At 61.5% G+C, this 22,921-nt stretch carries 27 protein-coding genes; 13 read left to right on the top strand and 14 right to left on the bottom strand.

Translation table 11 applies throughout. The features are described 5' to 3' along the window. Positions 1-70: 70 nt before the first annotated feature. Complete coding sequence (locus tag RGM2987_RS04585) at positions 71-829, bottom strand: Nif3-like dinuclear metal center hexameric protein (RefSeq protein ID WP_245138916.1); 759 nt, start codon at positions 827-829, stop codon at positions 71-73. Between the two features lie 105 nt (positions 830-934). On the opposite strand from RGM2987_RS04585, the gene algW reads away from it, so the two are divergent. Continuing rightward, positions 935-2,095 (top strand): Do family serine endopeptidase AlgW, encoded by a 1,161-nt coding sequence (algW, locus tag RGM2987_RS04580; protein ID WP_245138915.1) that lies wholly within the window; start codon positions 935-937, stop codon positions 2,093-2,095. 217 nt (positions 2,096-2,312) lie between these two features. Then, positions 2,313-3,041, top strand: coding sequence for a DUF4198 domain-containing protein (locus tag RGM2987_RS04575; RefSeq protein ID WP_245138914.1), 729 nt, complete (start codon positions 2,313-2,315; stop codon positions 3,039-3,041). A 143-nt stretch (positions 3,042-3,184) separates the two neighbouring features. On the opposite strand, the gene hisC is transcribed toward RGM2987_RS04575, so the two are convergent. The 10 genes from hisC to RGM2987_RS04525 all read right to left on the bottom strand — a co-directional run bounded on the left by hisC (position 3,185) and on the right by RGM2987_RS04525 (position 11,146). Further along, positions 3,185-4,237, bottom strand: a complete 1,053-nt coding sequence (gene hisC / locus RGM2987_RS04570) for a histidinol-phosphate transaminase (RefSeq protein ID WP_245138913.1) — start codon at positions 4,235-4,237, stop codon at positions 3,185-3,187. Positions 4,238-4,239: 2 nt separating this feature from the next. Beyond that, positions 4,240-5,577, bottom strand: a complete 1,338-nt coding sequence (hisD, locus tag RGM2987_RS04565) for a histidinol dehydrogenase (RefSeq protein WP_245138912.1) — start codon at positions 5,575-5,577, stop codon at positions 4,240-4,242. 122 nt (positions 5,578-5,699) lie between these two features. Further along, entirely contained in the window at positions 5,700-6,335 is a 636-nt protein-coding gene (gene hisG / locus RGM2987_RS04560; RefSeq protein ID WP_245138911.1) for an ATP phosphoribosyltransferase, read from the bottom strand. 128 nt (positions 6,336-6,463) lie between these two features. Further along, entirely contained in the window at positions 6,464-7,729 is a 1,266-nt protein-coding gene (murA, locus tag RGM2987_RS04555) for a UDP-N-acetylglucosamine 1-carboxyvinyltransferase (protein WP_245138910.1), read from the bottom strand. Between the two features lie 22 nt (positions 7,730-7,751). Further along, the gene (locus tag RGM2987_RS04550) at positions 7,752-7,991 is read right to left on the bottom strand and encodes a BolA family protein (protein ID WP_245138909.1); all 240 of its coding nucleotides are present in this window, start codon (positions 7,989-7,991) and stop codon (positions 7,752-7,754) included. A gap of 114 nt (positions 7,992-8,105) precedes the next feature. Then, a complete protein-coding gene (locus RGM2987_RS04545; protein ID WP_245138908.1) occupies positions 8,106-8,411 on the bottom strand; it encodes an STAS domain-containing protein in 306 nt (101 codons plus the stop codon). After that, positions 8,408-9,061: an ABC transporter substrate-binding protein gene (locus tag RGM2987_RS04540; RefSeq protein ID WP_245138907.1), complete on the bottom strand. Its 654-nt coding sequence runs from the start codon at positions 9,059-9,061 to the stop codon at positions 8,408-8,410. Before RGM2987_RS04540 ends, RGM2987_RS04545 begins: the two co-directional genes overlap by 4 nt. Before the next feature lie 11 nt (positions 9,062-9,072). Beyond that, complete coding sequence (mlaD, locus tag RGM2987_RS04535; RefSeq protein WP_245138906.1) at positions 9,073-9,540, bottom strand: outer membrane lipid asymmetry maintenance protein MlaD; 468 nt, start codon at positions 9,538-9,540, stop codon at positions 9,073-9,075. Continuing rightward, the gene (mlaE, locus tag RGM2987_RS04530) at positions 9,540-10,337 is read right to left on the bottom strand and encodes a lipid asymmetry maintenance ABC transporter permease subunit MlaE (RefSeq protein ID WP_245138905.1); all 798 of its coding nucleotides are present in this window, start codon (positions 10,335-10,337) and stop codon (positions 9,540-9,542) included. Before mlaE ends, mlaD begins: the two co-directional genes overlap by 1 nt. Next, positions 10,337-11,146 carry an ATP-binding cassette domain-containing protein gene (locus tag RGM2987_RS04525; RefSeq protein ID WP_245138904.1) on the bottom strand — a complete coding sequence of 270 codons (810 nt, stop codon included), beginning with the start codon at positions 11,144-11,146 and terminating at the stop codon, positions 10,337-10,339. The genes mlaE and RGM2987_RS04525 overlap by 1 nt, the downstream gene beginning before the upstream one ends. Before the next feature lie 277 nt (positions 11,147-11,423). On the opposite strand from RGM2987_RS04525, the gene RGM2987_RS04520 reads away from it, so the two are divergent. From RGM2987_RS04520 to RGM2987_RS04475, 10 genes are all read left to right on the top strand, one after another. After that, on the top strand, positions 11,424-12,398 hold the full coding sequence (locus RGM2987_RS04520; protein WP_245138903.1) for a KpsF/GutQ family sugar-phosphate isomerase: 975 nt from the start codon (positions 11,424-11,426) through the stop codon (positions 12,396-12,398). Next, positions 12,399-12,923 carry an HAD family hydrolase gene (locus RGM2987_RS04515; RefSeq protein ID WP_042729880.1) on the top strand — a complete coding sequence of 175 codons (525 nt, stop codon included), beginning with the start codon at positions 12,399-12,401 and terminating at the stop codon, positions 12,921-12,923. Positions 12,924-12,930: 7 nt separating this feature from the next. Continuing rightward, on the top strand, positions 12,931-13,500 hold the full coding sequence (gene lptC / locus RGM2987_RS04510) for an LPS export ABC transporter periplasmic protein LptC (RefSeq protein WP_245138902.1): 570 nt from the start codon (positions 12,931-12,933) through the stop codon (positions 13,498-13,500). Further along, the gene (gene lptA / locus RGM2987_RS04505) at positions 13,487-14,032 is read left to right on the top strand and encodes a lipopolysaccharide transport periplasmic protein LptA (protein ID WP_245138901.1); all 546 of its coding nucleotides are present in this window, start codon (positions 13,487-13,489) and stop codon (positions 14,030-14,032) included. Before lptC ends, lptA begins: the two co-directional genes overlap by 14 nt. Beyond that, positions 14,032-14,757 (top strand): LPS export ABC transporter ATP-binding protein, encoded by a 726-nt coding sequence (lptB, locus tag RGM2987_RS04500; protein ID WP_053118485.1) that lies wholly within the window; start codon positions 14,032-14,034, stop codon positions 14,755-14,757. Before lptA ends, lptB begins: the two co-directional genes overlap by 1 nt. A 163-nt stretch (positions 14,758-14,920) precedes the next feature. Next, positions 14,921-16,417 (top strand): RNA polymerase factor sigma-54, encoded by a 1,497-nt coding sequence (locus RGM2987_RS04495; protein ID WP_245138900.1) that lies wholly within the window; start codon positions 14,921-14,923, stop codon positions 16,415-16,417. A gap of 76 nt (positions 16,418-16,493) precedes the next feature. Further along, positions 16,494-16,802, top strand: coding sequence for a ribosome-associated translation inhibitor RaiA (gene raiA / locus RGM2987_RS04490; protein ID WP_003178005.1), 309 nt, complete (start codon positions 16,494-16,496; stop codon positions 16,800-16,802). A 12-nt stretch (positions 16,803-16,814) separates the two neighbouring features. Further along, positions 16,815-17,279 (top strand): PTS IIA-like nitrogen regulatory protein PtsN, encoded by a 465-nt coding sequence (gene ptsN, locus RGM2987_RS04485; protein ID WP_245138899.1) that lies wholly within the window; start codon positions 16,815-16,817, stop codon positions 17,277-17,279. Between the two features lie 2 nt (positions 17,280-17,281). Continuing rightward, positions 17,282-18,139: an RNase adapter RapZ gene (rapZ, locus tag RGM2987_RS04480; RefSeq protein ID WP_245138898.1), complete on the top strand. Its 858-nt coding sequence runs from the start codon at positions 17,282-17,284 to the stop codon at positions 18,137-18,139. Between the two features lie 15 nt (positions 18,140-18,154). Continuing rightward, entirely contained in the window at positions 18,155-18,430 is a 276-nt protein-coding gene (locus RGM2987_RS04475; protein ID WP_245138897.1) for an HPr family phosphocarrier protein, read from the top strand. Between the two features lie 82 nt (positions 18,431-18,512). Here the strand turns inward: RGM2987_RS04475 and pmbA are convergent, their stop codons facing one another. Continuing rightward, positions 18,513-19,859 carry a metalloprotease PmbA gene (pmbA, locus tag RGM2987_RS04470; RefSeq protein ID WP_245138896.1) on the bottom strand — a complete coding sequence of 449 codons (1,347 nt, stop codon included), beginning with the start codon at positions 19,857-19,859 and terminating at the stop codon, positions 18,513-18,515. A gap of 108 nt (positions 19,860-19,967) precedes the next feature. Here pmbA and yjgA point away from each other — a divergent pair, with 108 nt between their 5' ends. Further along, a complete protein-coding gene (yjgA, locus tag RGM2987_RS04465) occupies positions 19,968-20,492 on the top strand; it encodes a ribosome biogenesis factor YjgA (protein ID WP_245138895.1) in 525 nt (174 codons plus the stop codon). A 43-nt stretch (positions 20,493-20,535) separates the two neighbouring features. Here yjgA and tldD read toward each other — a convergent pair whose 3' ends face one another. Next, positions 20,536-21,978: a metalloprotease TldD gene (gene tldD / locus RGM2987_RS04460; RefSeq protein ID WP_245138894.1), complete on the bottom strand. Its 1,443-nt coding sequence runs from the start codon at positions 21,976-21,978 to the stop codon at positions 20,536-20,538. 5 nt (positions 21,979-21,983) lie between these two features. Beyond that, positions 21,984-22,847, bottom strand: coding sequence for a carbon-nitrogen hydrolase family protein (locus RGM2987_RS04455; protein ID WP_245138917.1), 864 nt, complete (start codon positions 22,845-22,847; stop codon positions 21,984-21,986). Between the last annotated feature and the right edge of the window lie 74 nt (positions 22,848-22,921).

Here is a 22,921-nt window from a genome sequence, read left to right as displayed (position 1 = left end):
GCATAAATGTTGACTGACCCAGCGCCTTCGCGAGCAAGCCCGCTCCCACAGGGGATCCCGGGTTACTGCATCAAATCGGATTCGGGCAATCGATGAAAATATGTTCCAACGCAAAGCGCCGCGCCAGGTAGTCGCCCAGCGCCTGCACCCCGTAGCGCTCGGTCGCATGGTGGCCGGCGGCGATGAAGCTGATGCCGTTCTCCCGGGCGCTGTGGAAGGTCTGCTCAGAAGCTTCGCCGCTCAGATACAAGTCGACCCCGGCCAACACGGCCTGGTCGATATAGCCCTGGCCGCCGCCGGTGCACCAGCCGACCCGGCGAACCATCTGCTCGCCTTCGATCAGCAACGGCTCGCGCCCCATGGCCTCCTGGACCTTGCGGGCAAAATCCCGAGGCGTCATCGGTTCGGACAGCGAGCCGACCAGGCCGACGATCTTCGGGTTATCCGGATCCAGCGGCCCCTCGACGGTGATGTCCAACTGGCGGGCCAACTGCACGTTGTTGCCCACCTCCGGGTGCAAATCCAGCGGCAGGTGATAGGCCAGCAGGCTGATATCGTGTTTGAGCAACGTCTTGAGGCGACGCTGTTTCATGCCGGTGATGCAGGGGTTTTCGCCTTTCCAGAAGTAACCGTGATGCACCAGCACCAGGTCGGCGTTCGCCTCGACCGCCGCGTCAAGCAACGCCTGGCTGGCCGTGACGCCGCTGACAATGCGCATCACCTGGGGCGCGCCTTCGACCTGCAGGCCGTTGGGGCAGTAGTCGGCAATCTTGCTGCTTGCCAGGTAACGGTCCGCTTCTTCGACCAGGGTGCTCAGGGCGACGGCCATGAAAAGACTCCTAAATATCCCGTTCAGAGGCGCGCGCGGCCTCGTATAATGCGCGACATTATGGGCGGTCTCATCCCGCCTGCAACCTTTGTAGGGACATGCTTCATGCTCAAGGCGCTGCGTTTTTCCGGCTGGCCGCTGTTGGCCGGCGTGCTTGTCGCACTACTGATTATCCAGCGCTATCCGCAATGGGTCGGCCTGCCAAGCCTTGACGTCAACCTGCAGCAGGCGCCGCAGACCAAGTTCGTGCAGCCGGGCCCGGTGTCCTACGCCGATGCCGTGACCCTCGCCGCGCCGGCAGTGGTCAACCTGTACACCACCAAGGTCATCAACAAGCCCAGCCATCCGTTGTTCGAAGATCCGCAGTTCCGACGCTTCTTCGGCGACAACTCACCCAAGCAGAAGCGCATGGAGTCGAGCCTGGGCTCTGGCGTGATCATGAGCCCGGAAGGCTACCTGTTGACCAACAACCACGTCACCAGCGGCGCCGACCAGATCGTGGTGGCGCTCAAGGACGGTCGCGAAACCCTGGCCCGGGTGATCGGCAGCGACCCGGAAACCGACCTGGCGGTGCTCAAGATCGATCTGAAGAACCTGCCGGCCATCACCATCGGGCGCTCCGACAGCATCCGCATCGGCGATGTCGCGCTGGCCATTGGCAACCCGTTCGGTGTCGGCCAGACCGTGACCATGGGCATCATCAGCGCCACCGGGCGCAATCAGTTGGGCCTGAACAACTACGAAGACTTCATCCAGACCGACGCCGCGATCAACCCCGGCAACTCCGGCGGCGCGCTGGTGGATGCCAACGGCAACCTCACCGGGATCAACACGGCGATCTTCTCCAAGTCCGGCGGCAGCCAGGGCATCGGTTTTGCCATCCCGGTGAAACTGGCGATGGAAGTGATGAAATCCATCATCGAACACGGCCAGGTGATTCGCGGCTGGCTGGGCATTGAAGTCCAGCCGCTGACCCAGGAACTGGCGGAGTCCTTTGGCTTGTCGGGGCGTCCGGGGATCGTGGTGGCAGGGATTTTCCGCGACGGCCCGGCACAGAAAGCCGGCCTGCAACTGGGCGATGTGATCTTGAGTATCGACGGCGAGCCGGCCGGCGACGGCCGGCGCTCGATGAATCAGGTGGCGCGGATCAAGCCTACCGACAAGGTGACCATACAGGTGATGCGCAACGGCAAGGAGCTCAAGCTCACCGCTGAAATCGGCCTGCGTCCACCGCCCGCGCCGGTGGCGGCCAAAGAAGAGCAGTAGACCCGTGGCGAGGGAGCTTGCTCCCGCTGGGCTGCGCAGCAGCCCCAACTCTGCCACATCAAAACCTCAGACTGATCGCATCCATTCTCCTGGGACTGCTTCGCAGCCCAGCGGGAGCAAGCTCCCTCGCCACAAAAAAATTCAAAAACCCGAGATAGCAAAAATTCTCATTAGTAGTGTTATATTGTTTCGATTATCACAAATGGAACTGTATAACATGCGCGCCCCGACATCCTCCAAAACCCTCACCCTGCTTGGCCTGCTCCTGGCGACCCAAGCTTCTGCCCACGGCCTGTGGACGGAAGAGCGACGCGGCAATATCGAAGTGATCTACGGCCATGGCGCCGAGGACAATGCGTTCAAGGCGCAGAAAATCAGTGGCGCCTGGGCCTATGATCTGGCCGGCAAGATGGTTCCTGTCACGGTCGAGCGCCTGCCGGACCACGCCCGCCTGCAACCGCTCAAGCCACCGGCCGTGCTGGCAGTGGCGCTGGACAACGGCATGTGGTCACAGACCGCCGACAAGAAGTGGATCAACGAAGGCCGCAGCAAAGTGCCCGGAGCGATTGAATCGACCCACACCTTCAAGTACAGCCTGGCGATCTATGAGCCGGGGGCTAAGTTGCCGAAACTCGATCAGGTCAAGTTCCTGATCCTGCCTGAAATCGACCCGCTGACGGTAGGCCCGGGCCAGCCATTACCGGTGCGAGTGTTGCTGGACGGTAAACCATTGGCCGGGGTGAAGCTGGTGGGCGATTACCGCAGCGCACCGGGCACTGTCTCAACCCAAACCGACGCCGAAGGCCGGGCCCAGGTGCTGGTGCGCAACGAAGGGTTGAACGTTATCGCCGCCCAAATGGAAATACCGCTCAAGGACGACAAGGACGTGGCGACACGCGGAGTGTTCACCTCGCTGACCTTCCTGGGTGAGCCGCATCACGAATAAAGCATCTGAATACCCTGAATACACCTGTGGGAGCGGGCTTGCTCGCGAAAGCGGTGGGTCAGCCACTCAGGGTTGGCTGACACTCCGTCTTCGCGAGCAAGCCCGCTCCCACAAAGCCCGCTCCACAAGGTCGACTTAGAGCGTCAGAGTTCGCCGAGGCCGTCGATGAGCGCCTGGTTCTGCTCAGGGGTGCCGATGCTGATCCGCAGGAACTGGGCGATCCGTTCCTGCTTGAAGTGGCGCACGATCACGCCCTGCTCGCGCAGTTTGGCTGCCAGCCCTGCCGCATCGTGCCGGGGGTGGCGGGCGAAGATGAAGTTGGCGGCCGAGGGCAGCACTTCAAAACCCTTGGCCTGCAACTGCGTCACGACCCATTCCCGATGTTCGATGACCAACCGGCAAGTCTGCTGGAAATACTCACGGTCATCGAACGCCGCCGCGCCGCCAACGTTCGCCAGGCGATCGAGCGGGTAGGAGTTGAAGCTGTTCTTGATCCGCTCCAGCGCCTCGATCAGGTCCGGATGCCCCACCGCCAGGCCGACGCGCAGCCCTGCCAACGAGCGGGACTTGGACAGGGTCTGGGTCACCAGCAGGTTCGGGTAACGGTCCACCAGGCTGATGGCCGTCTCGCCGCCGAAGTCGATATAGGCTTCATCGACTACCACCACTGAATCCGGGCTGGCCCTGAGAATTTGCTCGACCGCTTCCAGCGCCAACAGGCAACCGGTGGGGGCGTTCGGATTGGGGAAGATGATGCCGCCGTTGGGACGGGCATAATCCGCCGGGTCGATGCGGAACTGCTCATCCAGCGGCACCGCATCGTATTGGATGCCATACAACCCGCAGTACACCGGATAAAAGCTGTAGCTGATATCCGGGAACAGCAGCGGTTGGTCATGTTGCAACAGGCCATGGAAAATGTGCGCCAGCACCTCGTCCGAACCATTGCCCAGGAACACTTGGTTGGTCTGCACCCCGTAATACCCGGCCACGGCGTTCTTCAACAGATCGCTGTTGGGGTCCGGATACAGGCGCAGGTTGTCGTTCAGCTCGGTCTGCATCGCCGCGAGCGCCTTGGGCGATGGACCGTAGGGGTTCTCGTTGGTGTTGAGCTTGACCAGCCGGGTCAGCTTCGGCTGTTCGCCCGGCACGTAGGGCACCAGGTTCTTGACGAACGGGCTCCAGAATTTACTCATGTTCAGTTCCCCTGCCCTTCAATCGAGGCGTCATCAAGAATGCGGTATTCGGCACTGCGAGCATGGGCGCTCAGCGATTCGCCACGGGCCAGCACCGAGGCGGTCTTGCCCAGTTCGGACGCGCCTTGCTCGGAGCAGAAGATGATCGACGAGCGCTTCTGGAAGTCGTACACCCCCAGCGGCGAGGAGAAGCGCGCCGTGCCGGAAGTCGGCAACACGTGGTTGGGCCCCGCGCAGTAATCGCCCAAGGCTTCGCTGGTGTGGCGGCCCATGAAGATCGCACCGGCGTGGCGGATCTTCGGCAACCAGGCCTGCGGGTCGGCGACCGACAGCTCCAGGTGTTCCGGCGCGATACGGTTGGCGACTTCGATCGCCTGTTCCATGTCATCGACCTTGATCAGTGCGCCACGGCCGTTGATCGAGGTGTTGATGATCTCGGCGCGATCCATCGTCGGCAGCAACTTGTCGATGCTGGCGGCGACCTTGTCGAGAAATTCGGCATCCGGGCTGACCAGGATCGCCTGGGCGTCCTCGTCGTGCTCGGCCTGGGAGAACAGGTCCATGGCGATCCAATCCGGATCGGTCTGGCCGTCGCATACCACGAGAATCTCCGAAGGGCCGGCGATCATGTCGATGCCAACCTGGCCAAACACATGGCGCTTGGCGGTAGCGACGTAGATATTGCCCGGCCCGACCACTTTGTCGACCCGCGGCACGCTTTCGGTGCCATAGGCCAACGCCGCCACAGCCTGCGCACCACCGATGGTGAACACCCGGTCCACCCCGGCAATACAGGCAGCGGCAAGCACCAGTTCATTGATCTCGCCCCGTGGCGTCGGCACTACCATGACCACTTCGGTGACGCCGGCGACCTTGGCCGGAATGGCGTTCATCAGCACCGATGACGGATAGGACGCCTTGCCACCCGGTACATACAGCCCGGCGCGATCCAGCGGCGTGACCTTCTGGCCCAGCACCGTACCGTCGGCTTCGGTGTAGCTCCAGGAATCCTGTTTCTGCCGTTCGTGATAGTCGCGCACACGGGACGCGGCTTTTTCCAGGGCCTCGCGCTGGGGCACGGTGATCCGGGTCAGGGCCAGCTCCAGGCGCTCGCGCGGCAGGATCAGGTCGGCCATGGACGCCACTTGCAGGCCGTCGAACTTCTGGGTGAACTCTACCAACGCGGCATCGCCACGCTCGCGCACGGCCTTGATGATGTCCAGCACCCGCTGATTGACCGAGTCGTCAGACACACTTTCCCAGCTCAGCAGATGATCCAGATGATGTGCGAAATCCGGGTCGGCAGCGTTGAGTCGGCGAATCGAAGTGGGAGCGGTCATAGCGAGGGCCTCATTAATGGCAAATGCTCAGGCGCCCTAAGCTACCAGTCCATTCGCGTGGGCACCTGAGAAAATTGGCTATGACACGGATAGACGGGCGCGACCGGAGTCGCGCAGGTGTATCAGCCGCGGTGTCGCGATTCCACTGCCTTGCGCAGGGTATCGATCAAAGCCTGGATACGGGCGTGCTGCATTTTCATCGAAGCCTTGTTGACGATCAGCCGGGAGCTGATGTCGGCAATGAAATCCTGGGGTTCCAGGCCGTTGGCCCGCAGGGTGTTGCCGGTGTCGACCACGTCGATGATCTTGTCCGCCAGGCCGATCAGCGGCGCCAGCTCCATCGAACCGTACAACTTGATGATGTCGACCTGACGCCCCTGCTCGGCGTAGTAGCGCTTGGCAATGTTGACGAACTTGGTCGCCACCCGCAGACGGCCCTTGGGCGGCGGCGCGCCGACTTTGCCCGCGGTCATCAGCTTGCAGCGAGCGATCTGCAGGTCCAGGGGCTCGTAGAGGCCCTGGCCGCCATATTCCATCAGCACGTCCTTGCCAGCAACACCCAGGTCGGCGGCGCCGTGTTCAACGTAAGTTGGCACATCGGTGGCACGCACGATCAGCAAGCGCACGTCGGCCTGGGTCGTGGGGATGATCAGCTTGCGGCTCTTGTCCGGATTCTCGGTCGGCACGATGCCCGCTTCAGCCAGAAGCGGCAGGGTGTCGTCAAGGATGCGGCCCTTGGACAGTGCGATGGTCAACATGGAAAGCGTCAGTCCTTATCAAGGTACTCATGCCCGGTCGCAAACGGCGCCGGACAGACATCGAGGGTGCAAGACACCCTCGATCTGAAACGAAATCAAGGCACATCCTTGTGCCCATGCAGCCAGGACTAGCCCGGTACGCGGCGGATCTTGGCGCCGAGCATCTGCAGTTTTTCTTCGATGCATTCGTAGCCACGGTCGATGTGGTAGATGCGGTCGATCAACGTGTCACCCTCGGCAATCAGGGCCGAGATCACCAGGCTTGCCGAGGCCCGCAGGTCGGTGGCCATGACTGGCGCGCCCTTGAGCTTCTCGGTACCGGTCACGATGGCGGTGTTGCCTTCGACCTGGATCCTGGCGCCCATGCGATGCAGTTCGTACACGTGCATGAAGCGGTTTTCGAAGATCGTCTCGATCACCGCGCCCGTGCCTTCGGCAATCGCGTTGAGGGAGATGAACTGGGCCTGCATGTCGGTCGGGAACGCCGGGTACGGAGCGGTCCGCACGTTCACGGCCTTGGGCCGCTTGCCGTGCATGTTCACTTCGATCCAGTCGTCGCCGCAGGTGACTTCGGCCCCGGCTTCCTTGAGTTTTTCCAGGACGGCTTCAAGGATGGTCGGATCGGTGTCCTTGACCTTGACGCGGCCACCGGTAACGGCAGCGGCCACCAGGTAGGTGCCGGTTTCGATCCGGTCCGGCATCACTTTGTAAGTGGCCGAATGCAGGCGCTCGACGCCATCGATAGTGATGGTATCGGTACCGGCACCGCTGATCTTGGCGCCCATGGCGATCAGGAAGTTCGCCAGGTCGACGACCTCAGGCTCGCGCGCGGCGTTTTGCAGCACACTGCGACCCTTTGCCAATGCAGCGGCCATCATGATGTTCTCGGTCCCGGTCACGCTGACGGTATCGAAGAAGAAATGCGCACCGCGCAAGCCACCTTCCGGCGCCTTGGCCTTGATGTAGCCGCCTTCGACGTCGATCACCGCGCCCATGGCTTCCAGGCCGCGGATGTGCAGGTCCACCGGACGCGAGCCGATGGCGCAACCGCCTGGCAGAGCGACTTCGGCTTCACCGAAACGGGCGACCATCGGGCCCAGTACCAGGATCGACGCACGCATGGTTTTCACCAGTTCGTACGGTGCGACCAGGGTCTTGATGGTGCGCGGGTCGATCTCGACGCTGAGCTTCTCGTCGATCACCGGCTCGATGCCCATGCGACCGAACAGCTCGATCATCGTGGTGATGTCGTGCAGGTGCGGCAGGTTGGCCACCGTCACCGGGCCATCGCACAGCAGGGTCGCGGCCAGGATCGGCAGGGCGGAGTTCTTTGCCCCGGAAATACGGATTTCGCCATCAAGACGAACGCCGCCGGTAATAATCAGTTTATCCATAAGAATCTCGACGCCCTTGGGCTCAGGTGCGCTCGGCCCAGGCCGCGCTGCTGAAAAATTTCATAGTGACCGCGTGGATGCTGCCATCGGTGATCCATGGGTTCAAATGGGCATAGACCTGCTGCTGGCGCTTCACCGGGCTCAACGCCGCCAGTTCATCGCTGATCACGTTCAGCTGAAAGTTGCAGCCTTCGCCTTCAACTTCCACCTGCGTATTTGGCAGCTTTTCTTCAAGGAAGCTCTTAACTTCTACAGCCTGCATGCTTAACCTCAATCGGCGCCCTGTGCGCGCGGGTCGCACATCATACAAAAAAGCCCCGCGCCTGCGAACCCCGCGTAGCAGGACTCTGACAGGGGGTTTGCTCGCGGGTGTGGGTCAGGATTGCGTCAACAGCTCGGTCAGTTCACTGACCTGGGCTATTTCACGCATGTCTTCGGGCATCGCGCGGATGCTCCACGTCTTGCCGGCCGCCGTGGCGTCCCGGATGAAGCACAGCAGCAGTGACAGGCCAACGCTGCTGGACTTCTGCACCTGCGAGCAATCAATGACCAACTCGGCGCCAGCACTGGACTTGATCAGCGCCTGGCCCTGCTTGCGCAGCGCGGGGCCCGTGCGATAGTCGAGCACGCCGCCGAGCATCAGCTCGCCAGCCTGCCCCAGACGAACGGCCGACTCACTCATTGCTGCTGCTTCTCCTGGGCGTCTTCAGCGACTTCCTTGGCCTTGGCCACTTCACCGGCCCAACCGTCGATGGTCTTGTCCAGGTTGTTGCCGTTGCGCTGCATGGCGTCGGCGAACTGATCACGGAACAGCTTGCCGATGTTGATGCCATTGATGACCACGTTACGAACCTTCCACTCACCGTTGATTTTCTCGAGCGTGTAGGAAACCGGGTACACCGCGCCGTTGGTGCCCTTGACAGTCATGCCCACGCTGGTGCGCTCACCCGATTCGTCCTTGGCCGGGTCGACGGTGATGCCCTGGTTGTTGTATTCCAGCAAGGCGTTGCCATAGAACTGGAACAGGCTGCGCTTGAAGTTCTCCTGGAAGCGGCCCATCTGCTCCGGGGTTGCCTTGCGCGAATACTTGACAGTCATGATGCTCTTGGAAATGCCGTCGGCATCCACTACCGGCCCGACGATGCGGTTGAGCGAATCGTAGAACGCGCTCGGGTTCTGCTTGTACTGCTCTTTATTGGCGGAAAGGTCCGCCAGCAGTTGGTCAGTGGTGGTCTTGATGATTTCGTGCGCAGAAGGCGCGGCCACGGCATTAGCCATCAACGGCAGCGCCGCGAGCAACACCAACAGGCTACGTCGCAGGATAGAGATCATTCAAAAGCTCCTCATTTAGCGTCTTTGCTAACGGTATTGAGCAAAAATTTACCGATCAGGTCCTCGAGCACCAGCGACGACTGGGTGTCGTGGATGGTCCCGCCGTCCTTGAGCACGGTTTCTTCCCCGCCCACGCTGATACCTATGTACTTCTCGCCCAGCAGTCCAGCCGTGAGGATAGATGCAGTGGAGTCGGTCGGCAGGTTATCCACGCGTTTTTCCAGTTGCAGGGTCACCCGGCCGGTGAAGTCCTCGCGGTTCAGATCGATTGCCGTGACCTTGCCGATAGTGACACCGGCCATGGTCACCTTGGCTCTGACAGTCAAACCGGCGATATTGTCAAAATAAGCATAAAGTTTATAAGTATCGGTGCTAGCCGTCGGTGCCAGGCCGCTGACCCGCAGGGCGAGCAACAGCAAAGCCAGGATGCCAGCCAGCAGGAAAAGGCCGACACCGATTTCCAGGGTGCGGTTTTGCATCAGAAATCTCCAAACATCAAGGCGGTCAGAATAAAGTCAAGGCCCAGGACAGCCAGCGAGGCGTACACCACGGTCTTGGTTGTGGCACGGCTGATCCCCTCTGACGTGGGCTCACAGTCATAGCCTTGAAACACGGCGATCCAGGTCACCAGGAAAGCGAATACGACGCTCTTGATTACGCCATTGAGCACATCGTCACGAAAATCGACGCTGTTCTGCATGTTCGACCAGAAGGAACCTTCGTAGACCCCCAGCCAGTCGACCGCGACCCATGAACCACCCCAGATCCCCACGACGCTGAAAATCATCGCCAGCACCGGCAGTGAAATGAAACCCGCCCAGAGACGCGGAGCGATGATGTATTTAAGCGGGTCGACACCGATCATTTCCAGGCTGGACAACTGCTCGGTGGACTTCATGTTACCGATTTCGGCTGTCAGCGCCGAACCGGCACGCCCGGCGAACAGCAGCGCGGTTACTACAGGACCGAGTTCACGCAGCAACGTCAGTGCCACCATCTGTCCGACCGCCTGCTCCGAACCATAGCGGGAAAAGATACTGAAACCCTGCAGCGCCAGCACCATGCCGATGAAGAGCCCGGAGACCACGATGATCACCAGGGACATCACGCCCACCGAGTGCAATTGTTTGACCAGCAGGCCGAAACCGCCACCCGCGGCGTTGCGACCGAGCAAGGCATGCATCAAAAACAGCGAGGAACGGCCCAGGACCGCCACCACGTCGATGCCGGAGCGGCCGAACAGGCGAATTCTTTCCAATAATGATTTCTTGCGCATCAGCGCTTCCCCAGCAGATCGGTACGGTAATCCGTGGCCGGAAAATGGAACGCCACCGGACCGTCCGGATCGCCCTTCATGAATTGACGGATGCGCGGGTTATCCGAATCCTTCAGCTCCTGGGGCGTGCCCTGCCCCAGCACCTGGCCATCGCCCACTACATAGATGTAGTCGGCAATGCTCGCGGTTTCGGCCAGGTCGTGGGAAACCACGATACTGGTGATGCCCAGTGCATCGTTGAGCAGACGGATCAGGCGCACCAGCACACCCATGGCGATCGGGTCCTGGCCGACGAAGGGCTCGTCATACATGAGGATCTTCGGATCGAGGGCAATCGCCCGCGCCAGCGCGACCCGGCGCTTCATGCCGCCGGACAACTCGTCCGGCATCAGCTCGAGGGCGCCGCGCAGCCCGACCGCCTGCAACTTGAGCAGGACGATGTCGCGGATCATCTCTTCCGGCAGGTCGGTATGGACCCGTAAGGGAAACGCCACGTTCTCGAACACATCGAGGTCGGTGAACAGCGCGCCACTCTGGAACAGCACGCCCATGTGCTTGCGCGCATCGAACAGGTCGCTGCGTGACAGTTTGGGAAGATTCTGGCCGTTGACCCACACCTCGCCGGCGCTGGGGCGCAACTGTGCGCCCATCAGGCGCAGCAGTGTGGTCTTGCCGCACCCGGAAGGCCCCATGATGCCGGTCACCTTGCCGCGCGGAATGCGAATATCGATGTCATTGAAAATGCTGCGCGTGCCTCGCTTGAAGGACAGTCCCTTCAGCTCGACCGCGTAGGCGTTGTCGGCACTCATCTAAACTCCTTGCGATGCAGCCTCACATTCGAACGCCTTGGCCAGCCGACAAGCGCCGATACCGCCGGGCATCCGAACCGGCGGCGAACTATATCACTGCAATCGCCCTGCGCCCAAGGCCCAACCCAGCGGCCAATACGTCGGCACACCGGTTTAAAGAACACAGTTTGTGTCAAGCCCACCGACTCATTCACACAAAGCATGACGAACTTACGTGAGGGAATTGTTCATTACCGCTATAATCGCCGCCTTTTCATCGGGCTATACGATTTCTGACATGAGCCAATCCAGCGACCTGATTCAATCGGCACAACGTACCATCCGCCTCGAGCTCGAAGCCGTACAAGGCTTGCTGCCCCATATCGATGCTGATTTCGTGCGCGCCTGCGAGATGATTCTGGCCAGCAAGGGCCGCGTGGTCGTGGTCGGCATGGGCAAGTCCGGGCACATCGGCAACAAGATCGCCGCCACCCTGGCCAGCACCGGTACCACGGCATTTTTCGTCCACCCGGCCGAAGCCAGCCACGGCGACATGGGCATGATCACCCGGGACGACATCATCCTGGCCCTGTCCAATTCCGGCTCTACCAATGAAATCGTCACGTTGCTGCCGCTGATCAAGCGCCTGGGCATCCAGCTGATCAGCGTCACCGGCAACCCGGACTCGCCGCTGGCCAAGGCCGCCGAGGTGAACCTAAATGTCCATGTGGAGCACGAAGCCTGCCCGCTGAATCTGGCGCCGACCTCCTCCACCACCGCAGCCCTGGTCATGGGCGACGCCCTGGCGGTGGCGTTGCTGGAAGCCCGCGGCTTCACCGCTGAAGACTTCGCCTTTTCCCATCCTGGTGGCGCCCTCGGCCGTCGCCTGCTGTTGAAGGTCGAGAACGTGATGCACGCCGGCCAGGAGTTGCCGCAGGTCCAGCGCGGCACGCTACTCAAGGACGCTCTCATGGAAATGACCCGCAAGGGGCTGGGCATGACCGTGGTTCTCGAAACCGACGGCAAGCTGGCCGGGATCTTTACCGACGGCGATTTGCGTCGCACCCTGGACCGCACCATCGACATCCACAGCGCGACCATCGACCAGGTCATGACACCCCACGGCAAGACCGCCCGCGCCGAGATGCTCGCCGCCGAGGCCCTGAGAATCATGGAAGACCACAAGATCAGCGCCCTGGTGGTCGTCGACGACGATGACCGCCCGGTGGGCGCCCTGAACATGCACGACTTGCTGCGTGCGGGAGTCATGTAAATGAGCACAGACCTGCTGCAACGTGGCAAAGCCATCAAACTGGCGGTGTTCGACGTAGACGGCGTCTTGACCGACGGCCGCCTGTATTTCCTCGAAGACGGCAGTGAGTTCAAGACCTTCAATACCCTCGACGGCCAGGGCATCAAGATGCTGATGGCCGCCGGCGTGCAGACCGCTATCATCAGTGGTCGCAAGACCCCGGTGGTCGAGCGGCGCGCAAAGAACCTGGGCATCCCCCACCTTTATCAGGGGCGCGAAGACAAACTCGTGGTGCTGGACGAGCTCCTGGGCCAACTCAACCTAAGCTATGAACAAGTGGCCTACCTGGGCGACGACTTGCCGGACCTGCCCGTGATCCGCCGGGTCGGGCTGGGCATGGCTGTCGCCAACGCGGCCGGCTTCGTACGCGAGCACGCCCATGGCGTCACCACGGCGCGCGGCGGCGAAGGCGCGGCCCGCGAATTCTGTGAACTGATCCTGCGCGCCCAGGGCCGCCTCGAAGCGGCCAACGCCGCGTACCTGTGAGCCATTTATGCTGAGCAAGAAAATTCGCACCATCGTGGTGTTTGGCTGTATCGCGGCGATTTTCGCCGCGGTGGGCTACTGGAACATCAGCCCGGAACGGTTCCTCGACCAGCCGGCGGCCCAGGTCGAGGAAAGAATCGACTGGTACGCATCCAATACCCACACCCTGCAGTACCTGCCCGACGGCAAAGTGCAGTACGAGATGACGGCCGACAAGGTAGACCACGTCAAGGCCACCGATATTACGCTAGTCACCACCCCGGACCTGAACATGTTCCGCGGCACCGAATTTCCGTGGCATGTGCAGAGCAAACACGCCGAAGTCAATTCCGGCGGCACCGAGGTGGAACTGATCGACTCGGTGCGCGTGGCCCGCACCGACGAAAAAAACCGCACGACCATCATCACCAGCAGTCGCATGACCGTGTTCCCGCAGCAACAATATGCGCAGACCGAGCAACCCGTTAGAATCGACGGCGCCGGAGGTGTATCGACCGGCACGGGAATGAAGGCGTATTTGAAGGAAAGCAGGATACACCTGCTATCGAACGTAAGAGGACAGTATGAAGCTCGCTAAAACCCTCCCTATTTTGCTCAGTCTGGGCGCAGCACTGGGAAGCGCGAGCGCCTGGGCTCTTCCCAACGACCGCGACCAGCCTATCCGCATCCAGGCCGACGATGCCCAGTTGGACGACAAGAACGGCGTAGCCACCTATAAAGGCGACGTGATCATCACCCAGGGCTCGATGAAGGTGACCGGCAATACCGTGACCATCACCCGTACCCAGTCCGGCGATATCGACGTAGTGACCTCGGTGGGCAACCTGGCCTATTTCGAGCAGTTGCAAACCGCGGGCGACACCAAGCCCGTGCAGGGTTATGGCGTTACCATCCAGTACCACGCCTCCCAGGACCGGGTTGTCCTGATCGACCGCGCCAAGGTCATCGACAAGGACAACAACGTCACCCAGGGCGAGAAGATCGTCTACGACACCAACAAGAAACTGGCCAGCGCCGGTCGCGCCACTGGCAGCAAAGTGACCGAGCAGCGCCCACGGATCGACATGGTGATCCAGCCTAAAAAGAAAACCGAGCAAAAGGCCCAGTAATGGCAACTCTGAAAGCTCAGCACCTGGCCAAGAGCTACAAGAGCCGTCAAGTCGTGCGTGATGTCAGCCTGTCCATCGACAGCGGCCAGATCGTCGGCCTGCTCGGCCCCAACGGCGCGGGCAAGACCACCTGCTTCTACATGATCGTCGGCCTCGTCCAGGCCGACCAGGGTCGTGTACTGATCGACGACCTCGATGTCAGCCACCAGCCGATGCATGGCCGGGCCAAGGCCGGTATCGGCTATCTACCGCAGGAAGCGTCGATCTTCCGCAAACTGTCGGTGGCCGATAACATCATGGCGATCCTCGAGACCCGCAAGGAACTCGACAAGGCCGGCCGTCGCCAGGAGCTGGAGAGCCTGTTGCAGGAGTTCCACATCAGCCACATTCGCGACAACCTCGGCATGAGCCTGTCCGGTGGCGAACGGCGCCGCGTGGAGATCGCCCGTGCCCTGGCCACCGCACCGAAGTTCATCCTGCTCGACGAACCGTTCGCCGGCGTGGACCCGATCTCGGTGGGTGACATCAAGCAGATCATCCATCACCTCAAGGCCAAGGGGATCGGCGTCCTGATTACCGACCACAACGTGCGCGAGACCCTGGATATCTGCGAGACCGCCTATATCGTCAATGACGGCCAGTTGATCGCCGAAGGCGACTCTGCCGCCATCCTGGCCAATGAGCTGGTCAAGGAAGTGTATCTGGGCCACGAGTTCCGCCTGTAAGCACAAGTGTCTGGCAAGTCGCCCGGGCGCTGCTAATTTTATTGTGGCAGCGCTCTAGGCAAACACTTCAGTTTCAGGCATATAATTTGCTTATGTTTGGCGCTCCGGCGCCCTGTAGTGGATGGCGCATGTGCGCCGGCGAATAAGGTGTTAAGCCCCTGCCATGAAACCATCGCTAGTCTTGAGAATGGGCCAGCAGCTGACGATGACACCGCAGCTGCAACAGGCCATCCGCCTGCTCCAATTGTCGACCCTGGACCTGCAACAGGAAATCCAGGAGGCCCTGGAGTCCAACCCGATGCTCGAACGCCAGGAAGAAGGCGACGACTTCGACAACTCCGATCCACTGGCCGACAACGTCGAACAGAAGACCAACACCGAAATCCAGGAACCGTCCTACCAGGAAGCCGCAGCCCCGACGGTGGATAACCTCGAGGATGGCGAATGGAACGAACGCATCCCCAACGACCTGCCCGTGGACACCGCCTGGGAAGACGTCTACCAGACCAGCGCCAGCAGCCTGCCCAGCAACGATGATGACGAGTGGGACTTCACCACCCGTACATCCGCCGGCGAGAGCCTGCAAAGCCACCTGCTGTGGCAATTGAACCTGGCGCCGATGTCCGACACCGATCGCCTGATCGCCGTCACCCTGATCGATTGCATCAACAATCAGGGTTACCTGGACGAGACCCTCGAGGAAATCCTCGAGGCCTTCGATCCGGAGCTTGATATCGAACTGGATGAGATCGAGGCCGTCCTCCATCGGATCCAGCAATTCGAACCCGCCGGCGTCGCCGCCCGCAACCTGGGCGAGTGCCTGCTGCTGCAACTGCGCCAGCTACCGGCCAAGACGCCCTGGCTGGCCGAAGCCAAACGACTGGTCACCGATTACATCGACCTGCTGGGCGGTCGCGACTACAGCCAGCTGATGCGGCGCATGAAGCTCAAGGAAGACGAGCTGCGCCAGGTCATCGAGCTGGTCCAGAGCCTCAACCCGCGTCCAGGCTCGCAGATCGAATCCACCGAACCCGAATACGTGGTGCCGGACGTGATCGTGCGCAAGCACAACGATCGCTGGCTCGTGGAGCTGAACCAGGAGTCAGTGCCCAAGCTGCGGGTCAACCCCCAGTACGCCGGGTTCGTCAGGCGCGCCGACACCAGTGCCGACAACACCTTCATGCGCAATCAGCTGCAAGAAGCGCGCTGGTTCATCAAGAGCCTGCAAAGCCGCAACGAAACCCTGATGAAAGTCGCCACCCAGATCGTCGAGCATCAGCGCGGCTTCCTGGAGTATGGCGATGAAGCGATGAAGCCGTTGGTCCTGCATGACATCGCCGAAGCGGTAGGCATGCACGAATCGACGATTTCCCGGGTGACCACCCAGAAATTCATGCATACCCCACGGGGCATCTATGAATTGAAATACTTTTTCTCCAGCCACGTCAGCACCTCCGAAGGCGGCGAATGCTCGTCCACGGCCATCCGCGCGATCATCAAGAAACTGGTGGCCGCGGAAAATCAGAAAAAGCCGTTGAGTGACAGCAAGATCGCTGGTTTACTGGAGGCACAAGGCATTCAGGTGGCCCGCCGTACTGTCGCCAAGTACCGCGAATCCCTCGGGATCGCGCCTTCGAGCGAACGCAAGCGGTTGATGTAACAGGCCACGCCACAGCGTTCCAGTGGCAGGCATTTCTGCCTGCCGCTTTATGCACTGGCAACGAAGGAGAAGCTGTATGCAAGTCAACATCAGTGGACACCAACTGGAAGTGACCGAACCCCTGCGCACCTACATCGGCGAAAAACTCGACCGATTGGAGAGGCATTTCGACAAGATCACCAATGTGCAAGTCACGATGAACGTCGAGAAGCTGCTGCAGAAAATCGAAGCCACGTTGCATATTCCCGGCGGAGAGGTGGTTGCCAACGCGGAGCACACAGACATGTATGCCGCGATTGACCTGCTGACCGACAAGCTGGATCGCCAACTCAAAAAGCATAAGGAAAAGACCCAGAGCCTCCTCCAGGGCGCAACCGGTCGTTAACCCCCTCAATCCATGATCCGACTAGAAACCATCCTGACCCCCGGCCGTTCCCTGGTGAACGCGCCGGGCGGCAGTAAAAAGAAAGCCCTCGAACAAATTGCCAACCTGATCCACCGCGAACTGCCGGATCTGGAAATGCAGGACGTCTTCGAGGCCCTGGTTGCCCGTGAAAAACTCGGTTCCACCGGTTTTGGCAACGGCATCGCCATTCCTCACTGCCGCCTCAAGGGTTGTACCGCACCGATCAGCGCGCTGTTGCATCTTGAAGCCCCCATAGATTTCGACGCCATCGACGGCGCACCGGTCGACCTGCTGTTTGTACTGCTGGTCCCGGAAGCGGCGACCGATGCGCACCTTGAGCTGCTGCGCCAGATAGCCAGCATGCTGGACCGCAAGGAAGTGCGCGAAAAACTGCGCAGCGCACCGAGTAACCAAGCCTTGTACCAGGTTGTCCTGGACGAGCAGAACGGTCATTAAACATGCGCATGATCATCGTCAGTGGTCGCTCCGGCTCCGGTAAAAGCACGGCTCTCAACGTGCTTGAGGACAGCGGTTACTATTGCATCGACAACCTGCCGGCCGGCCTGTTGCCGGAACTGGCCGAGCGCGCCCTGATCCATACCGAGCTGGCGCAACCGCTGGTGGCGGTATCCATCGATGCGCGTAACCTGCCGAGCCACCTGTCGCGTTTTCCGGAGCTGCTGGAGGAAGTGCGCAGCCGGCATATCCAGTGCGACGTCCTGTATCTGGATGCGGACGAGGAGACCCTGCTCAAGCGTTTTTCCGAAACCCGTAGGCGCCACCCGCTGAGCAATCCCAGCCGTTCCCTGGCCGAAGCCATCGACGATGAAAGCCATTTACTGAGCCCCATCGCCGACCTGGCGGACCTGAAGGTCAACACCACCCACCTGAACCTGTATCAGCTGCGTGACACGATCAAGCTGCGCCTGCTCAACCAGCCGGAGCCGGGCACGGCGTTCCTGGTGGAGTCGTTCGGGTTCAAACGAGGCATGCCCGTGGACGCCGACCTGGTGTTCGATGTGCGCTGCCTGCCCAACCCCTATTGGAAACCGGAACTGCGCGAGCAGTCCGGGCTTGACCAACCGGTGATCGACTACCTGGCCGCACAGCCGGACGTCGAGGAAATGTACCAGGACATCTCCAGCTACCTGCTCAAATGGTTGCCGCGCTTCGCCGCGAGCAGCCGCGCATACGTCACGATTGCCATTGGCTGCACGGGCGGCCATCACCGCTCCGTCTACCTGACCGAACGCCTGGGTCAGCTCCTGCAACAATCCCTGAAGAATGTCCAGGTTCGCCACCGCGACCTCAGCTAAAGGATTCACATCGCGATGCCTGCTCGGGAAATAGAAATCATCAACAAGCTGGGCTTGCATGCCCGGGCTTCAGCCAAGTTTGTCGGGGTTGCCGGACGGTTCAAGGACACCAACATCAGGGTCGGTCGCAACCCTGAATCGATGATCGACGGCAAGAGCATCATGGCAATGATGATGCTTGCCGCCGGCAAGGGCACCAAGATCCACCTGTCCACTGAAGGCGAAGAGGCACAGGAAGCAATGGATGCGCTAGTGGCCCTGATCAACAATTATTTTGACGAGGGCGAGTAACCCCCCTCGCCACAGGGTTCCACGCATACAAAAAAGGCGCGTCACCCATTAGGGATGGCGCGCCTTTTTATTGCACCAGCGGTCAGCTACCCGCCACTGTCATCCGCTCGATCAACACCGAACCGGTGCGGATGTTGCTGCGCAGTTCCAGATCATTCCCTACAGCCACGATCTGCTTGAACATGTCGCGCATGTTCCCGGCGATGGTCACTTCCTGGACCGGGAACTGGATCTCACCGTTCTCCACCCAGAAGCCCGCCGCGCCACGGGAATAGTCCCCGGTCACCATGTTCAGGCCATGGCCCATCAGCTCGGTCACCAGCAGGCCACGACCCATCCGCCGCAGCAGGGCAGCCTGGTCTTCCGCACCGTGGGTGACGAACAGATTGTGTACGCCGCCGGCGTTGGCGGTGCTTGGCATGCCCAGCTTGCGGCCTGAATAGGTGCCGAGGATATAGGACACCAACTCGCCATTTTCCACGAACGGCTTGGCATAGGTCGCCAGGCCATCGCCGTCGAACGCCGAGCTGCCCATGGCCTGCATCAGGTGCGGACGTTCGTCGATGGTCATCCACTGCGGAAACAGTTTCTGGCCCAGCGCGCCTTCAAGGAACGACGACTTGCGGTACAGGTTGCCGCCGGACACCGCCGACAGGAAACTGCCGAACAAGCCACCGGCCAATTCCGCCGAGAACAGCACCGGAACTTCGCAAGTCGGCACCGGCCGTGCGCCCAGGCGGCTGGCCGCCCGTTGCGCGGCTTTCTGGCCGATGCTTACAGGGTCAGCCAACAGCGTCCCCTGGCGATTGACGTCGTACCAATAGTCACGCTGCATCTGGCCATTGGCTTCGGCGATCATTACACAGCTGAGGCTATGGCGGGTCGAAGCGTAGCCGCCGATAAAGCCATGGCTGTTGCCGTAGACGCGGCAGCCTTGGTGCGTGTTGAGGGTCGTGCCGTCGGCGTTCTTGATCCGCGCGTCGGCGTCGAACGCCGCCGCTTCGCAACGCAGCGCCTGCTCGATGGCCTGCTCTGGGGTGATGTCCCAGGCGTGAAACAGGTCGAAATCGCGCTGTTCCTTACACATCAACGCAGCATCGGCCAGGCCCGAGGCTTCGTCTTCGGAGGTGTGCCTGGCAATCGCCAGCGCAGCGGCGACCGTCTCACGGATGGCCTCCGGGCCGCTGGCCGAAGTGCTGGCCGAGCCCTTGCGCTGGCCCACGTACAATGTGATACCAAAGCCCTGGTCGCGATTGAATTCGACGGTTTCCACCTCGCGCTGGCGTACCGAGGTCGACAGGCCCTGCTCCAGGGACACTGCCACTTCACACGCGCTGGCGCCCTGCCGCTTGGCCTCGGCAAGGATCTGCTCGACTTGTTCCTGCAGTGCCGGCAATGCTTGCGGGCCGACGCTCTGAACTGCACTCATGGTGTTCTCCACTCAAATTCTGCTTTCGGTAATGGCCTTCGAGCGACCGGGCCGGACAAGTGGCCCCCGACTGGTTATCATGGCGGCGTTTCTTTGCGGACTGCCACCATGGTTGATTCTTACGACGACTCCCTCTACGAGGGTGAAAAAAGCAAATCCCAGGTCAAACGCGAGCTGCATGCTCTGGTTGACCTCGGCGAGCGCCTGACAACACTCAAGCCTGACTTGCTGGCCAAACTGCCCCTGACCGACGCCTTGCGCCGGGCCCTGGCCGATGCGCCCAAGCACACCGCGAATATCGCGCGTAAACGGCACCTGCAATTCATCGGCAAACTGATGCGCGATCAGGACACCGGCGCCATCCTGGTCCTGCTCGATCAACTCGATGCCTCCACCCGGCAGTACAACGAACGCTTCCATAACCTGGAACGCTGGCGCGATCGCCTGATCGCGGGCGATGACGGCACCCTGGAAAAGTTCGTCATCGACTACCCGGAGGCCGATCGCCAGCAGCTACGCTCCCTGATCCGTCAGGCCCAGCATGAAGTGGCGCAAAACAAGCCACCGGCTTCAAGCCGTAAAATCTTCAAGTACATCCGTGAGCTGGACGAGACTCAACGCGGCTTGCGCTGATCCCCCACTGGCTCATCAATCCCTCGCCACGATTTATATTTCCTCACGCCCCGGTGCCACCCACGGTGATCGCATCGATCTTCAGGGTCGGCTGGCCGACGCCTACCGGCACTGATTGTCCATCCTTGCCACACGTTCCCACACCGCTGTCCAGTGCCAGGTCGTTACCGACCATCGACACTTTGCTCATCGCTTCCGGTCCGTTGCCGATCAGGGTCGCGCCCTTGACCGGTGCAGTGATCTTGCCGTCTTCGATCAGATAGGCTTCGCTGGTGGAAAACACGAACTTGCCGCTGGTGATGTCAACCTGGCCGCCGCCGAGGTTGGCGCAGTAGATGCCTTTTTTCACCGATGCGATGATTTCCGCCGGATCGCTCTGGCCGCCCAGCATGTAGGTGTTGGTCATGCGCGGCATCGGCAGGTGCGCGTAGGACTCACGCCGACCGTTGCCGGTACGGGCCACACCCATCAACCGGGCGTTGAGCTTGTCCTGCATGTAGCCCTTGAGCACGCCGTTCTCGATCAGCGTGGTGCATTCGGTCGGGGTGCCTTCATCGTCGACGCTGAGGGAGCCGCGCCGTCCGGCCAACGTACCGTCGTCCACGATGGTGCAGAGTTTCGAGGCGACCATTTCACCCATGCGCCCGCTGTAGGCCGAACTGCCCTTGCGGTTGAAGTCGCCCTCCAGCCCGTGGCCCACCGCTTCATGCAGCAGTACCCCGGACCAGCCAGACCCCAACACCACCGGCAAGGTGCCAGCCGGGGCCGGGATGGCCTCCAGGTTGACCAGCGCCTGGCGCAGCGCTTCGCGGGCATAGCCCATGGCGCGGTCTTCGTTGAGGAAGTAGCGATAGTCGGTACGTCCGCCGCCACCGTGGCCGCCGCGCTCACGGCGCCCGTTCTGCTCGACGATCACACTGACGTTGAAGCGCACCAGCGGCCGCACATCCGCCGCCAGGCCGCCGTCGGTGGAGGCCACCAGGATTCGTTCCCAGACGCCGGCCATGCTCACCGAGACCTGCTGGATGCGCGGGTCCAGGGCACGGGTCGCCACGTCGATGCGCTTGAGCAGCTCGACCTTTTCGGCGCGGCTCATGACTTCCAGCGGGTTATCCGGCGCATACAGTTGCGCCACGTCCTGGCTGCTGAACGCCTGGACCGTGCCGTTCTGCCCGGCCCGGGAAATCGAGCGGGCCGCACGGGCTGCCGCGCCGAGGGCTTCGAGGGTGATGGCGTTGCTGTAGGCAAAGCCGGTTTTTTCGCCGGACTGGGCGCGTACGCCCACGCCTTGGTCGAGGTTGAAACTTCCTTCCTTGACGATGCCATCTTCCAGCGACCAGGACTCGGAAATCTGGCCCTGGAAATACAGGTCGGCGGCATCGATGCCCGGGCCGGCCAGGTCGCCCAGCACGCCTTGCAGGCTTTCGAGGGTCACGCCACCAGGGGCTAAAAGGTGTTCACTGACTGAGGACAACAACCCGTTCATATGTTTTACGCCTTGAATTCGTCGTCTTGGACAGGCCGCTGTCGAGCGCCCTGCGAGAAAAAGCGCCGATGGCTGGCCACCGGCATGCGCGCCCGGATGGACGCCTGTTCGTTGCTGTCGCGCTCGGCCACCAGCACGGCCTCGCCTTGATCCTGTTGCGCCAGCACTCGCCCCCACGGGTCGACGATCGCGGCATGGCCGAAGGTTTCCCGTGGCCCTGGATGCACCCCGCCCTGGGCGGCCGCCAGCACATAGCACTGGGTCTCGATGGCCCGGGCGCGAATCAGCACGTCCCAATGGGCAAACCCTGTCACCGCAGTGAACGCCGAGGGTGCGCTGATCAACTCGGCCCCGGCGGCCCGCAGCTCGCTGTAGAGCTCCGGGAAACGCAGGTCGTAGCACACCGTCAGGCCAATCCGGCCTACGGGTGTATCGGCGACCACCACATTGCCGCCATAAGCATAGTCATCGGACTCGCGATAGCGCCCACGATTGTCCGCCACATCCACATCGAACAGGTGCAGCTTGTCATAGCGCGCCACGATCTGGCCCTGTTCGTCGACCAGCAACGAACAGGCATGGGCCTTGGCCTCGGGCCGGTCCACGGGCGGCAGCGGCAGCGTACCGGCCACAATCCATAACTTGAGGTCACGGGCGGCCTGTTTCAACCAAGGCAGGATCGGCCCCTGACCAAAGGCTTCTGCGCGACCGATGTCGGCAATGTCCCGCCGCCCCATGGCGGCGAAATTCTCGGGCAGCACCGCCAGCCTCGCGCCCTTGGCAGCCGCCTGCTCCAGCAGCACCCGGGCACGGGCCAGGTTGGCGAGTACGTCGCTTTGGCTGACCATTTGAATCACGGCGACTGGCATGGTGCTTTCCTCATTGTCTGCATCGTTCTCCATGTGGGAGCGGGCTTGCTCGCGAAAGCGGCGCGTCTGCCACA

The organism is Pseudomonas sp. RGM2987, from assembly GCF_022952855.1.
Taxonomy (GTDB): Bacteria; Pseudomonadota; Gammaproteobacteria; order Pseudomonadales; family Pseudomonadaceae; genus Aquipseudomonas.
The sequence above is the reverse complement of the archived record's forward strand: the minus strand, read 5'-3'. Positions and strand labels throughout refer to the sequence as shown.

Coding starts and splice junctions, on each gene's coding strand:
- RGM2987_RS04585 (WP_245138916.1), bottom strand. CDS start 829: ATGGCCGTCGCCCTGAGCACCCTGGTCGAAGAAGCGGACCGTTACCTG.
- algW (WP_245138915.1), top strand. CDS start 935: ATGCTCAAGGCGCTGCGTTTTTCCGGCTGGCCGCTGTTGGCCGGCGTG.
- RGM2987_RS04575 (WP_245138914.1), top strand. CDS start 2,313: ATGCGCGCCCCGACATCCTCCAAAACCCTCACCCTGCTTGGCCTGCTC.
- hisC (WP_245138913.1), bottom strand. CDS start 4,237: ATGAGTAAATTCTGGAGCCCGTTCGTCAAGAACCTGGTGCCCTACGTG.
- hisD (WP_245138912.1), bottom strand. CDS start 5,577: ATGACCGCTCCCACTTCGATTCGCCGACTCAACGCTGCCGACCCGGAT.
- hisG (WP_245138911.1), bottom strand. CDS start 6,335: ATGTTGACCATCGCACTGTCCAAGGGCCGCATCCTTGACGACACCCTG.
- murA (WP_245138910.1), bottom strand. CDS start 7,729: ATGGATAAACTGATTATTACCGGCGGCGTTCGTCTTGATGGCGAAATC.
- RGM2987_RS04550 (WP_245138909.1), bottom strand. CDS start 7,991: ATGCAGGCTGTAGAAGTTAAGAGCTTCCTTGAAGAAAAGCTGCCAAAT.
- RGM2987_RS04545 (WP_245138908.1), bottom strand. CDS start 8,411: ATGAGTGAGTCGGCCGTTCGTCTGGGGCAGGCTGGCGAGCTGATGCTC.
- RGM2987_RS04540 (WP_245138907.1), bottom strand. CDS start 9,061: ATGATCTCTATCCTGCGACGTAGCCTGTTGGTGTTGCTCGCGGCGCTG.
- mlaD (WP_245138906.1), bottom strand. CDS start 9,540: ATGCAAAACCGCACCCTGGAAATCGGTGTCGGCCTTTTCCTGCTGGCT.
- mlaE (WP_245138905.1), bottom strand. CDS start 10,337: ATGCGCAAGAAATCATTATTGGAAAGAATTCGCCTGTTCGGCCGCTCC.
- RGM2987_RS04525 (WP_245138904.1), bottom strand. CDS start 11,146: ATGAGTGCCGACAACGCCTACGCGGTCGAGCTGAAGGGACTGTCCTTC.
- RGM2987_RS04520 (WP_245138903.1), top strand. CDS start 11,424: ATGAGCCAATCCAGCGACCTGATTCAATCGGCACAACGTACCATCCGC.
- RGM2987_RS04515 (WP_042729880.1), top strand. CDS start 12,399: ATGAGCACAGACCTGCTGCAACGTGGCAAAGCCATCAAACTGGCGGTG.
- lptC (WP_245138902.1), top strand. CDS start 12,931: ATGCTGAGCAAGAAAATTCGCACCATCGTGGTGTTTGGCTGTATCGCG.
- lptA (WP_245138901.1), top strand. CDS start 13,487: ATGAAGCTCGCTAAAACCCTCCCTATTTTGCTCAGTCTGGGCGCAGCA.
- lptB (WP_053118485.1), top strand. CDS start 14,032: ATGGCAACTCTGAAAGCTCAGCACCTGGCCAAGAGCTACAAGAGCCGT.
- RGM2987_RS04495 (WP_245138900.1), top strand. CDS start 14,921: ATGAAACCATCGCTAGTCTTGAGAATGGGCCAGCAGCTGACGATGACA.
- raiA (WP_003178005.1), top strand. CDS start 16,494: ATGCAAGTCAACATCAGTGGACACCAACTGGAAGTGACCGAACCCCTG.
- ptsN (WP_245138899.1), top strand. CDS start 16,815: ATGATCCGACTAGAAACCATCCTGACCCCCGGCCGTTCCCTGGTGAAC.
- rapZ (WP_245138898.1), top strand. CDS start 17,282: ATGCGCATGATCATCGTCAGTGGTCGCTCCGGCTCCGGTAAAAGCACG.
- RGM2987_RS04475 (WP_245138897.1), top strand. CDS start 18,155: ATGCCTGCTCGGGAAATAGAAATCATCAACAAGCTGGGCTTGCATGCC.
- pmbA (WP_245138896.1), bottom strand. CDS start 19,859: ATGAGTGCAGTTCAGAGCGTCGGCCCGCAAGCATTGCCGGCACTGCAG.
- yjgA (WP_245138895.1), top strand. CDS start 19,968: ATGGTTGATTCTTACGACGACTCCCTCTACGAGGGTGAAAAAAGCAAA.
- tldD (WP_245138894.1), bottom strand. CDS start 21,978: ATGAACGGGTTGTTGTCCTCAGTCAGTGAACACCTTTTAGCCCCTGGT.
- RGM2987_RS04455 (WP_245138917.1), bottom strand. CDS start 22,847: ATGCCAGTCGCCGTGATTCAAATGGTCAGCCAAAGCGACGTACTCGCC.